The organism is Clostridium sp. AF32-12BH (assembly GCF_003477935.1).
Classification (GTDB): Bacteria; Bacillota; Clostridia; order Lachnospirales; family Lachnospiraceae; genus Brotaphodocola.
Window position 1 is genome coordinate 257,427 of record NZ_QUEH01000002.1, and the last position, 11,805, is coordinate 269,231.

The following is an 11,805-nucleotide window of genomic DNA, read 5'->3' on the forward strand; positions in this document are numbered from 1 at the left end:
CACCCCTTATTGCTTCGCATCTGCGACCGCCGGAAAGGTCATGTATGTATCATACAGCCGCCCTAACTTGCGATTGTAGCGAAAAAATTCACTTCCTACGCGTTCTTTCATCGGATACCACATTTTGACTGATACAAACAAGCATGGAGACACCATAAGCGCGCACAGAAGCATACCACGCCAACCGTAGTTCGATACCTTACGATGAATCTGTTCGTACTCAATCACAGACCGTACTTGTCTGTCCAACATCCTATCAAACTGCGCTACAAGGATAATATCATAGCCATAATGCCTATGAAGCTGGAAAAACTCATTCCATCCGGCGCGATCCGATTTCGACCAATCGCGCGCGTTGAACATACGTTGCGCTTCATCAATGATTAACAGGATTTCACCCTCTTTAACCGGTCTGTCCTTGAAATATTCGCGGCTATAGTCCACCAGCGCAGAGGGGCGGAGCATCCCGTCCGTGATATGTAAGAACCGTTCCGGATGCTTGCACAGGCTTGTATTGATGGGAATATTCGCAATCACAGGCTTATTAAGCATCAATGTATTGCGTATAACGCGCGCCGTATGCAATGACTTTCCACTGCCCGGAGTACCGCTATATAAATAAATCATATCAATCTCCAATCATCTTAACCCAGCGCATCACGATAGAATACAAATAGAATAACGCAATGCATCCTAACCACGCCGCGCCTATCTTAATCAACGCCGATACCGGGATAAACCAGTTAAGAATACCCAAATACGGCAAATTACCAAACGCTTGAATGTACTGCTGGAACGGCGAGAGAGGAAGCACTTTAGCAAGTGCCGCCGCAAACGCTGACATCATTTCACTGAAAAAAGCAAGCATAACATTACCCCCTTATCATCTGCGAACGCGTTACCATGATTAAGCCAACGATAAATAGCAAACACTCCATATCACGCAATATTTCAGCCGCCACATCAAATGGCGAAAGGTCTATATCTATGTCATACGTTGCCCAGCCGTTCCCCGTAGGGTATTTTATCGGAAAAGTAAAGTGCGGGGCTTGCGGTTCAGCTTCTAATACCTTTACAAAATCTATCGCATCGAACGGGAGACAAAACGGAAAGATTTTTTCCAGACCAGCGAACGTATAGTTACCCAGTTCTTTAGACGGTTTCGTGCTGGCATCTGGAAGCGTTACGTCTGGCGTAGTTGGAACAGCCGGAGCATATTCCCATTTCTTTGTTGTTACGCCATCTTCGTCAATTATCATGTCACCCTCCGCAGTACGGTCAATAACGCCAACGCCGAGCTTTTCAAGAATATCCGTCCATGTATTGTCACCAGTCAACAAGCCACGCAACAAATCATCTAACGATAAATCAGGGGACCACGGGAGCGATACCTCTGTTTCACCCTCTTTTGCACCTTTATTAACTACATCCGTGTCATCAACACCAGCTTCACCAACACCGCCAACATAGTTATAATCTTTCTCACCATCTACCACTAAATCACCATTTGTTAATGCAGTAATCACTTTCTGTACTGCATCTATAGCGGCACTATTTTGAGTTATTGCATTTTTATTATATGTTTGCACAAAATTTGGATATGTTCGCAACGACCAATCTATCAAAGAGCCGTAGTCCCTCACAGCATAATACCATTTCTCACCATTCATTATTACTTCATTACTCACCCCTACAGGTTCTTTTTTACGTATCTGCCCATTGCTATAAACACTTTGATAATTAAGATATGTACCCTGTTCTTTAGTAACAAATCCCCACCATGCATAAGTTGAAGAACCCCATTCCCACGAAAAAAACGCTTGTTCATCCACCGGACTATTGACGGTAATTGTAGTAAGTATATATCCATCACTATCTCTTCCATCAACTGTGCATAACCCCGCATCTTTACCAACATAAGGATTTCCGGAAACCCCATAATTTTTATAAACAACACTTTTCAGCCATTCTTCATAAACATCCCACGTAGGGTCTGCCTTATCGAGTTTTCCAGAAGATAGTTTTTCGCCCCATTTATCAACAATAGCACTAGCCACAGCCGCATCAGCCGCCCAGCCGAATTTGTCTTTATTATCATTAAACCATTGCTTAAAATTACCCCATTGAGTAGAACCCCACTCTTTTATGCTTTCACGGTTTTTATATACACCGGTTGCGGCGGCTACGACACCAGTCACAGCTAACAGATACGGAAATGCCACTTCAATGCCTACAACAGCCGCACCACCGCCCGCGATAATACCAGCCGCAGAAGCGCGAGATTCAAAACGGGCATTATTCACAGACCCTATGACAATCGTACACGCAAGCATTAATGCGAGTATCCTTTTTATTCGTTTATTCATTTTACCCCCTAACATGGAAACAGGGGGCATGAGACTTAACCTCACACCCCCGCATCAAATGTGTAATAATCCAAGTGACTGGAACTAACGTCCGGTAACTTTCTTGAACACTTTCAGACCGATACCAACAACGATAACCGCGCCAGCAATCGGAAGAGCCGCCGGAACTACAGAACCGATGGCAGACATTGCTTCGCCAGCAATAGTGGTGACACCGCTGGTTAAAGCAGTTGTTACAGTGCTGATAGTACCAGCTTCAGCCGCTAACATAGATACGCCCATGTCATAATCCCCCTTTCCCCATGATATCAAGTGCTAACCTTATAACCGCGCCGACCGCGTAAGGAATGAGAGAGAGCAAAACACCACAACCTACACCAGCGGCGTATAAAGCAACCGTTTCCTCAATCATCACAATTTCCCCCACAATACAACGCCCATCATAACGCCAGCTAAGACGCCCATGGCAAATATGTTAAGCACCAGCAACGACTGCATGTCATTAAGCTGGGACGCATAACCAATTTCTGACTCAGATATTTCTAAGTCATTTTCCAGAAAGATTTCATCATCCACCCAATCATCTGCATCCGAATCAGATGCAAATGAGAGAGTAGCTTCATTAAACGTAACCGTTATCATTTCACAGTTACATTGACGAGATAGGCACGACCGCCGCTTAACTCATAATCAAACTGCAATTCCTTGCCTACGTCAGACGCCTTTAACAGGTCATACTGGTTTTCCGGCATGAATAACTGTTCAGTTTTGCTACCAACAGCACCGGCGTTCAGTTCACGCTGATTGAAAGGTGTTACCACCTCAGCAACACAATAGTCTTTTCCATTCTTTTTGGAAGTAAAACGTCTAAATCCCACAAGTTTACTCATAGTTTCCTTTTCTCCTTTCAGTGAGGCTTTATTTATTTGTCAATCTGCCAGCCGGAGCATTTCCATCAATCCGACCGACTATCACGCAACAGCCGCCCAAATGCTTCACAACAATAGGTACTGCGCTAATAGCTAACTACAACACAACAAGTCACTATCCAGTGATACTTGCACCCCTCCGACCGCTTCCGGTCAGAGATGGTTTTTATTCCGATACATCATTGTTTAAATCTTCGTAAAGGTCTTCCAGCATCTGCCACTTTTCGCGAGATGCGAGTAGTGCATCTTCCGGTGTATCCTTTGCTTTAAGGCACGCTCTATATTCCACGCTTGCCCGTTCACGGTACTGCTGGAATATGGCTTTTTCTTTTTTCGTCATGTCTTCACCTTGCCCATTTAAAGCATTTCTGTTAGAATGATATTGTAACTGCGACAGGAGAGAGGACGTTCTCATTGCTACCACCGTACACGGGGGTGGTTCTCATTGCTACACCCTCTGTCCCATCGACAACTATAGTATATAGTATTATGACCATAATGTAAATTGGCATTATGACCATAATTTATATATTATTTTCGTACATTATGACCATAATGTATAGAGGTAAACACTATGTCAGATTTCAACCAATCCAAATATATTAATGACTTTATAAAAGACAAGTACGATACATTCAAAGTGCAAGTGCCTAAAGGGGAAAAAGCAAGAATAGACGAACATAGAAAAGCGCGAGGGTACAAATCCCTTAACGCCTATGTGAATGATTTAATTAAACGGGATATGGAGCAGAACGCAACCAGCATAAAGAACAGCAACAACGTTATTATTGGAAATAGTGGTTCAATCCATATGGAGTAAGACATGATAATACACGTTAAACCAGATAAAAACCATAAGCCAACGTATATTTACGAAAATGAACCCGTTAATCGGCATCCAGATTTACCACCCGGAGCAATTACCGTAGGTGATGTATTTCATTTTATAGGCAGATTTATTAAAGGCATAATCACGGCAATACAAATGATTATAGCAATAGCCGTTTTGGCTTATGTGTTATTTTTTTCTCGCATACATAAAAGCAGTACAAATATACATACGCCAAACGGCATTATAGTTAATGCGCCATAAACAACAAAGGAACACATCTAAACAGCCATATAAGCTGAATAGCAGTGTTCCTTTGCTATTTCCAACTATTCGCGAAAGAATAGTTTAACGAATAGTTGGAAAGGCGGTGATGACTCTTGTGATTAAATTTTTAAAGCCATGGGGCTATGTCCTCATGGCTTTTGTTTTTTCCATAATGTCGGTATTTCCGTCCTTTGCTTCTTTGGCTACTGCTTCGGATGCTACGCTATCGGATGCGGATATTATGGATGAGGATTTTTTTCTGGATGAGAATTTTGTTGATGATCCGTATGAAATTGATGCTTATACTGATGCGGCTCCGACTAATTTTAGAGTTATTGCTGATGTTGTAGATTCTTCTGGTAAATGGGTTTCTAGCGTTACGGCAACTTATAAGGGCTCTAATAGTAATTATTATCAGTTTTCATGGCCTGTTTTGTCAAATGGGCGAAAATATAATGCTATTCATGTTCAGGTTTTAAAGAAGGATTTGCCTTCCCCTGGTGTTTATGGTGTTAAATCTGTAATTTCGCCTTATAATTTAGGTCTTGACGTTTCATCTGTATCTATTCAAGCGCACGCTTATAAATCTGGTGTAAAGTTGAAAGTTAATGCTAGTTCTGGTTCTTATAGCAATTATACGGCTACGGGTAACATTGAGATTGGTTATTCTACGTCTTTAGTTGTTGTTGTCTATTCTTTGAAAACTGCTTATGACGCTATTGATGTTCAGGTTTCTAAAACTGATCCTTGTTCTTTTACGTTTGATAAGCAAACTGGTAACACAGTCGTTTCCCCTGACGTTGCAAACGGCTCTTCCAACTCCGGTGACGTCACAGCATCTAACACTTCTCAGATTGCCCAGAATACCGCATCCATGAACGATACTCTAAAAGAAATCGTTCAGACGATCAGTAAACAGTTGGAAGCCCTCTGGAATCAGATGTATAACTACATTCATCTCGAAGATATGGCGAACGCTGATAAGAATGCCGATAAGATTGTTGATGCTCTGCAGAACGGTCTGACGGTCGAAATAGAAAACGATGATCGCAATACAGAAACAATAACAAATGGGTATGATAAAGGCTCTATTGATAAATCAAACTCAGATTTGAACGATTCGCTTTCCGGCTATGAATCTGCTGAATCTGCGGCTTCTGATGATGCTATGGGTTACATACGAGATTTTGAATATCCGGATCTTGAGTCAGAATTGGGTAAAACTCATGCATCTGATTGCATCGGTATCATAGCTGATTTGATGCAGCAGTTCTTTGTTGCTATGGGGGCTTTAAGTCTTCCGGTTACTGTATCGTTTACTCTTATCTTTGTAACGATGCTGTTAGGTTATCATCGTTTCCGGAATTGAGGTGGTTAAATGTTTCAGTTCTTTGACGGGATTGCATCTGTTATCGGCACGGTTGTTCACTTTGTCATTTCAGTTGTCAATATGATCGTGTTTGTGCTTACCCAGATACCGGTTGCTTTGGCTTTTATAGTCAAGGTTGTTGCTTATCTGCCTACTTATGTACAAACATTTGTTTTACTGTTTGCCGGTACTTGTATTATTTTTAACATTCTAAATAAGGGGGATTAATATGGTTGATGTTGGCTCTTTCTTCTCGTTCTGCATTTACATGATTCAACGCACTGTATCGCTTCTCTTTAATAACTTAACGGTTGCGTATAACGGTAAATCGTTCGGCTTGGGTGATTTCTGCCTCGCCGCGGCTATCCTTTCTGTTGTGATTGCTGCTCTCCTCTCTTCGCTTCGTGGTGCTTCGCTTGGTCATGAGGCATCAGTTGCGAACCGTAGGGATGCTATTCGCGTAAGGTCTCTTGGAAAGGGTGGTGCTGATGCAAAGTCTGACGGTACTGTTTGACTGGCTTTTGCAATCCGTTGTCATACTCTTCCGGATGCTCTCTAACTGGTCTTGGGTTGGTGCTTCTATCGTCGGTCTGGTCCTACTCCGTAAGATTGTGAATCTGATTAGAAAGGTTTATTAATGATATGTGCTTTCGGTTATTTGTTGGGTTGCTGTCTCTGTTTATGTATCTGTGTGTACCTACTGTTTCCTATGCAGCTGTTGCGACTTCTTCCAACACTGAATATGATGCTGACAGTGATATTGATGTTGATGATTTGTATCCTGATGAGATCGAATTAATCGACGATATCCATACGGATGAGGGGGATGCAAATGGAGTCTTATATGAAATTCTGGACGGTGTTAATGCAATACGTGGTGCGCTTGTTGCGTCGCCGTCTGATGCGGATTTACTGGATGATCTTGAGGAAAACGAAGAAAGCGTTCTGCTCGCTGATGACATTAGCGTTTATGCTTCTCTTACTCTTCCTAGTCATGATTGCGTTTGGTATCGTGGACAGTTCAACGGTACGGACTATATTCTCGTATTTCCGATAGAATACTATAACAAATTGAATGTGTCGGAAAATGGTATTCTTTATAATCTTTCTTCCGGCAACATTACGGGGCGGTTATTCACTTCGGAGTCATTTGACTCCAGTGATTACAATTATCGTACCTTTACCTTGCTTCCAGTCCTGGGTAACAGTGCTAATAACCTTTATCGGTATGGTTCCCTGTCGTATATGACTTATTATTATGTTCAGGGTAGCTATAACAGCTTGACATCCTCGCCCACTTATGGAAACTTTGTTGTTGAGGATACCGAAATTAAACGTTCACTTGATATTGATTACCGCACCTATTATGTTACTGTTGCTTGTCTCTTTATGTTAGGGGTGATAACTTTATGCTCTTGGAAAAACTCACGGCTTTAATTGGTGAGATTCCCCCAGGTAGTGAAGACATCGTATATATTGTATGTGCGCTTGTCTTGCTATATATCATTGACTGTTTTTGCAGTCTCTTAAAAATTGCCTATCGTGGCTTGAAATGAAAGGAGTAAAATATGCTGAAGCTTAAAAATGCGTTTCGCCGTTATGGTACGGTCCCGTGTGCGTCTGGTCTGGTGGCTGTTGCGTGCGCTTTTCCTGCGTATGCGGCAGATTCAGGCGCAGGCACTACCGGAATGGAAGGAGTCCTTGGAAATGTAACCACGCTTCTTGGATGGTTTACGAAGTCCATGACTTCTATTTGTACCTGGTTGATTGGCAATGAGTTAGGTTCCATCTATCTTGGTATCTTTATCATTGGTGCCGCTGTTGCAATGCTGTTTCGTGTGCTTCACAGTGCCTAGAAAGGGGGAAATAGTATGTCTGGTGTACTTACTAATGTAACTACGCTTCTTACTTGGTTCACGGCTTCTATGACGTCCATTTGTACCTGGCTGATCGGGAACGAACTCGGTCAGATCTATCTGGGTATCTTCATCATTGGCGCAGCTGTTGCTATGCTGTTCCGTGTGCTTCATAGTGCCTAGTGAAAGGGGGCGGTTGTTATGATAGAATTTATGAATGCACTCATGGACATGGTTCTGTATCTTTTAGGCCAGGTTACTTTTGATAATATCGTGATATCCGCCCCTCTTTTACTGATTATCCTGTCAATGCTTGTACTCTCTTTTCGAAAGTTGGTGCGGATGTGGTAGCGCGTATTATCTTAGCTTTTCTTGTGGTTCTCCTGTGCTTTATGCTCTATGCGTATCGCTATAGGAATCCATATAAACTTATTATGATCTTCGGTAAAAAGGGGTCTGGCAAGACCACCATTTTAACCAAACTTACCTTAAGGTACTTAAAGAAAGGCATACCGGTCTATAGTAATGTCTATATTCCAGGTGCCTATCTTTTTAATCCTCTTGACATTGGATTTAAGGATATACCGCCTAACAGTGTGATAATGATTGATGAAGTAGGACTAATCTGGGATTCTAGGGACTTCAAGTCTTTCAAGAAAGAATATCGGGACTACTTCAAATATCAGCGCCAGTATAGGCATACGGTCTATCTTTTATCCCAGACTTTTGATATCGACAAAAAACTTCGCGATCTTACTGACCAGATGTATCTGATAAGATGCTACTTCAACGTGTTCTCGGTGGCGCGTCGTATTAATAAATCTATAACTATTGTCCATGCAGATTCCGGCACTGGTGAGTCTCACCTTGCCGATGATATGCAATTCGATACTCTCCTACTGTTCTGGGCGGGGGCTGTGAAGCTGACCTTTATCCCGAAGTATTCTATCTACTTCAAAAGTTTCAATCCTCCACAACTCCCTCCAGGCGAATACGCATTGTGTCCGTTGCCTGATCTGCCATATTCAAATAGAAAGGAAAAGTTTGTTTATGATGCTCGTTGCATGGTTTCTGCTGTTGTACGGCTTTGCAAGTTTGGTATTGGATGTGTCCGCGATCGTGCGCAAGCTCTCATCCGGACGAAAAAAGACTCTTCCGGAACCTAAGTTGTAGGGGGTGCTTATATGTCGGATTATGATTTTGACTATTGTTGTTGTCAATTTTGCTTTTATTCTCGATTACTGGAAGACTCTGATGTTACAGAGTATGAATGCGCTTATGCATTTTTGTCCCATGATGAATTTTATACTCCTCCTTGTGAAAAGGAAGAATAGGCACGACAAATCCTTTCTCTGCAGTGCGAATTGCATATACAATTATCCAACTGCAGCGAAGTAATATCTGATAATTAACGCATTGCGTTGATTATAAATTATCTGTTAGACATGATTTTTATGATGCCTAACACGATTACGGCGAGGACTGCTATTCCGAGTGGGGACTCTACAAGCATTGTCCATATCGTTTGTATCATTCTGTCACCTCCTTTCTGGTGATGGAAGCACGACAAACAGCGCGACTTTAGGTCGCGCGTTAGTCGTGCAGGCTCCAGGACTAGGAATCGGAATTCATATCCTTGGTTATTAAGTCTTTTATATATCCACTTAGTTTTGTATAACCCTGTCTTTTCATGTGTTCAATGATTGGTTGGTACTCTTCTTCTCGGATGTATACTTTTATTGTTTTGTAAGTTTCCTTGTTATACTCTCGTCTGTAGTTATTAAGTTCGTTTTTGTCCATTTTTATAGGCCTATAAAATGTGCATAGATTTATAGGCCTATATTTAGTGAATCTGTCAATGGATTTATAGGCCTATAAATGCTATACTATGGTTATAAGATAGATATGGTTAATTTACAGTATGTGCCATATTCTATCATACCACATTAGTGGTAGTGTTCAAGTGGTTTGTTTCCGCAGAGCTATTGAGAAATGCGGTGAAAATGTCGGTCTTGTTGTGTTCATGCCTTTGTTAGGTCTGATTTACAAACTTATCTGTCGATGTAACTCCAGATATGCGCACTTTGCCAATTAAATCTATCACGCAACGGTTTGGCTACCCGTAAGGGGTATACCTAAAATCCCCTGTATAAGTGCGTTTACTGGAATATAATATGAAAGGATGGTGTTATTTATGCGTGTACGTGTTGTAGGTGTTCAGTCTGTTGATTATGTTAGTCGTAAGACCGGAAATCCGGTTAAGGGTGTAACGCTTCACTCTGTCTTTAAGGATGCTCAGGTTAACGGCGAAGCTGTGTCTAGTATCTTCGTCTCCGATAATTTACAGCTTCCTTGTGTATCTGAGATTCAGCCAGGGTCCCTGGTTGACATTGAGTATAACAATCGTGGCTATGTCCAGGACGTTAGACTCTCCAAATAACAAACCTAACAGCGGGTGCCCTCTGGGCGCTGTTGTTGTATTACTGGCAGTAGCTTCATAGGCTATTGCCAGTATTTTGTTTAAGCGAAAGTAGGGCTTTTCCCTTGTTCGCCCATAGTGCCAGACAAACTGGAGGCTGTTTTCCTAGTGCGTCTGATTGTGCTGTGTGGCGTCGGCTCTCACTTGCTTTACCTGGCGGTTTCGATTCTCTCGCGCGCAAGCGCGCAGTCGCTAGTAAGTATTACCTAGCGACTTCTGTCGAAAAACTCGCCAACAAGCTTAAAACCTAGGCTCGCCGGTTTCGACATCTCCTTGTCGATACTATCGAAGTCGAAAAACATGTCGAAAAACGAAATGAGGTGTTTCAAATGGCTGCGACTTCTAAAACGGATGCACCGGATAAAAAGAAAGATCCCCAGTCGAGGAAATGGCAATTAACATTCAACAACCCAGTTGAAAAAGGATATACACATGACCGCCTAAAGGATATTTTATCATCAATGAAATCAGTTGTCTACTGGTGTATGGCTGATGAGATTGGTGAAGAGGGAACTTATCATACACACTTGTTCTTGCAAGGTCGTGGTGGTATCCTGTTTAGTACGATTAAGCGCCGCTTTGATGGCGGTCATTTTGAGATTGCAAAATATGGTACTGCTCAGCAAAATCGTGATTATATCTCGAAATCTGGCAAGTGGGAACATGATAAGAAACATGAAACTAAGGTTGACGGCACTTTTGAAGAATGGGGCGAAATGCCTGTTGAGCGTCAAGGTGCCAGGAACGACCTTGCTGATCTCTATTCCATGATTAAGGACGGTTTAACCGATTTTGAAATTGTCGAACAGGTTCCGGATTTCATGTTCCAATTGGACCGTATCGAACAGGTTCGTCAGATGCTCAAGGATGAACAGTATAAAGATGTTCGCCGTGATGTCTATACTGAATACATATATGGTACTACTGGAACTGGTAAAACTCGTTCTGTCATGGATAAATACGGATATCGAAATGTATACCGCGTGACTGATTATAGTCATCCATTTGACGGCTATCAAGGTCAGGATGTGATTCTTTTTGAAGAGTTCCGATCTTCTCTTTCCCTTGGTGATATGCTTAAGTATCTGGATGGTTACCCGGTTGTTTTACCTTGCCGGTATTCCAATAAACAGGCTTGCTTCACGAAAGTCTATATCACAACGAATATATCGCTCGCGGAACAGTATAAAAATGTTCAGCGTGACTGTGTCGAAGACTTTCATGCTTTTCTTCGCCGTATTCATTCTGTCAAGCATTATACTCCTAAGGGTATTCGTATCGGTCATATTCAAGTGGCTCCGGACGGTTTCCGGACTCTCTTTGATAGCGAGTTTGTTCCCTTTGAAAGCTGAGGTGATACCATGAAAAAGGATCTTGCTTCTGTTCTAGCTGCTCTTAAGTATCAAGGGCAGATATCAATTCGCCGCCGTGCATTTGGTAAGATGACTTATATCGGTGGTGGTTATTCTGCTGATGTATCGAATCGGTATGGTGCATATCAGATAGAACAAACTGTTATTATGAATGATGTGTTAATTGTATATGTTGTTTAAACTATTCGTTAAACTTAACTTTCGCAAACAATAACGGCTCGCTTATATGTTCTATTGGATATGGCTCGCCGTGATTATTCGCGAAAGTGTGGATTTTAACGAATAGTTGGAAAGCTACTTACCGGTTGTTCCCATATAATTGATCCCATCTGCATGT

17 protein-coding genes are annotated in these 11,805 nt (G+C 42.0%); 10 read left to right on the forward strand and 7 right to left on the reverse strand.

Going from position 1 to position 11,805, the window contains the following annotated elements; all coding sequences use genetic code 11:
* Nucleotides 1–6: 6 nt before the first annotated feature.
* The 7 genes from DWZ40_RS02755 to DWZ40_RS19355 all read right to left on the reverse strand — a co-directional run bounded on the left by DWZ40_RS02755 (nucleotide 7) and on the right by DWZ40_RS19355 (nucleotide 3,635).
* The gene (locus DWZ40_RS02755) at nucleotides 7–627 is read right to left on the reverse strand and encodes a zonular occludens toxin domain-containing protein (RefSeq protein WP_118540576.1); all 621 of its coding nucleotides are present in this window, start codon (nucleotides 625–627) and stop codon (nucleotides 7–9) included.
* Nucleotide 628: 1 nt separating this feature from the next.
* Nucleotides 629–868 (reverse strand): hypothetical protein, encoded by a 240-nt coding sequence (locus DWZ40_RS02760; protein ID WP_118540577.1) that lies wholly within the window; start codon nucleotides 866–868, stop codon nucleotides 629–631.
* A gap of 4 nt (nucleotides 869–872) precedes the next feature.
* Complete coding sequence (locus DWZ40_RS02765) at nucleotides 873–2,366, reverse strand: hypothetical protein (protein WP_118540578.1); 1,494 nt, start codon at nucleotides 2,364–2,366, stop codon at nucleotides 873–875.
* 84 nt (nucleotides 2,367–2,450) lie between these two features.
* Nucleotides 2,451–2,648, reverse strand: coding sequence for a hypothetical protein (locus DWZ40_RS02770; RefSeq protein WP_118540579.1), 198 nt, complete (start codon nucleotides 2,646–2,648; stop codon nucleotides 2,451–2,453).
* A gap of 129 nt (nucleotides 2,649–2,777) precedes the next feature.
* Nucleotides 2,778–3,008: a hypothetical protein gene (locus DWZ40_RS02775; RefSeq protein ID WP_118540580.1), complete on the reverse strand. Its 231-nt coding sequence runs from the start codon at nucleotides 3,006–3,008 to the stop codon at nucleotides 2,778–2,780.
* Nucleotides 3,005–3,256 (reverse strand): hypothetical protein, encoded by a 252-nt coding sequence (locus DWZ40_RS02780; protein WP_118540581.1) that lies wholly within the window; start codon nucleotides 3,254–3,256, stop codon nucleotides 3,005–3,007. Before DWZ40_RS02780 ends, DWZ40_RS02775 begins: the two co-directional genes overlap by 4 nt.
* A 205-nt stretch (nucleotides 3,257–3,461) precedes the next feature.
* Nucleotides 3,462–3,635: a hypothetical protein gene (locus DWZ40_RS19355; RefSeq protein ID WP_182431602.1), complete on the reverse strand. Its 174-nt coding sequence runs from the start codon at nucleotides 3,633–3,635 to the stop codon at nucleotides 3,462–3,464.
* Between the two features lie 234 nt (nucleotides 3,636–3,869).
* On the opposite strand from DWZ40_RS19355, the gene DWZ40_RS02785 reads away from it, so the two are divergent.
* The 10 genes from DWZ40_RS02785 (at nucleotide 3,870) to DWZ40_RS02840 (ending at nucleotide 11,648) form a co-directional block, all read left to right on the forward strand.
* Nucleotides 3,870–4,115 (forward strand): hypothetical protein, encoded by a 246-nt coding sequence (locus DWZ40_RS02785; RefSeq protein ID WP_118540582.1) that lies wholly within the window; start codon nucleotides 3,870–3,872, stop codon nucleotides 4,113–4,115.
* 391 nt (nucleotides 4,116–4,506) lie between these two features.
* On the forward strand, nucleotides 4,507–5,760 hold the full coding sequence (locus DWZ40_RS02795; RefSeq protein ID WP_147354127.1) for a hypothetical protein: 1,254 nt from the start codon (nucleotides 4,507–4,509) through the stop codon (nucleotides 5,758–5,760).
* A 9-nt stretch (nucleotides 5,761–5,769) separates the two neighbouring features.
* Entirely contained in the window at nucleotides 5,770–5,988 is a 219-nt protein-coding gene (locus DWZ40_RS02800; RefSeq protein ID WP_118540585.1) for a hypothetical protein, read from the forward strand.
* Between the two features lies 1 nt (nucleotide 5,989).
* Complete coding sequence (locus tag DWZ40_RS02805) at nucleotides 5,990–6,274, forward strand: hypothetical protein (protein WP_118540586.1); 285 nt, start codon at nucleotides 5,990–5,992, stop codon at nucleotides 6,272–6,274.
* Nucleotides 6,275–6,441: 167 nt separating this feature from the next.
* Complete coding sequence (locus DWZ40_RS02810; protein ID WP_182431603.1) at nucleotides 6,442–7,197, forward strand: hypothetical protein; 756 nt, start codon at nucleotides 6,442–6,444, stop codon at nucleotides 7,195–7,197.
* 131 nt (nucleotides 7,198–7,328) lie between these two features.
* Nucleotides 7,329–7,616 carry a hypothetical protein gene (locus DWZ40_RS02815; protein ID WP_118540588.1) on the forward strand — a complete coding sequence of 96 codons (288 nt, stop codon included), beginning with the start codon at nucleotides 7,329–7,331 and terminating at the stop codon, nucleotides 7,614–7,616.
* 15 nt (nucleotides 7,617–7,631) lie between these two features.
* Nucleotides 7,632–7,799: a hypothetical protein gene (locus DWZ40_RS19365; protein WP_182431604.1), complete on the forward strand. Its 168-nt coding sequence runs from the start codon at nucleotides 7,632–7,634 to the stop codon at nucleotides 7,797–7,799.
* Nucleotides 7,800–7,960: 161 nt separating this feature from the next.
* Nucleotides 7,961–8,782 (forward strand): zonular occludens toxin domain-containing protein, encoded by an 822-nt coding sequence (locus tag DWZ40_RS02820; protein WP_243035170.1) that lies wholly within the window; start codon nucleotides 7,961–7,963, stop codon nucleotides 8,780–8,782.
* 1,642 nt (nucleotides 8,783–10,424) lie between these two features.
* Nucleotides 10,425–11,447 (forward strand): replication protein, encoded by a 1,023-nt coding sequence (locus DWZ40_RS02835; RefSeq protein ID WP_118540591.1) that lies wholly within the window; start codon nucleotides 10,425–10,427, stop codon nucleotides 11,445–11,447.
* A 9-nt stretch (nucleotides 11,448–11,456) separates the two neighbouring features.
* The gene (locus DWZ40_RS02840) at nucleotides 11,457–11,648 is read left to right on the forward strand and encodes a hypothetical protein (RefSeq protein WP_118540592.1); all 192 of its coding nucleotides are present in this window, start codon (nucleotides 11,457–11,459) and stop codon (nucleotides 11,646–11,648) included.
* Nucleotides 11,649–11,805: the final 157 nt, after the last annotated feature.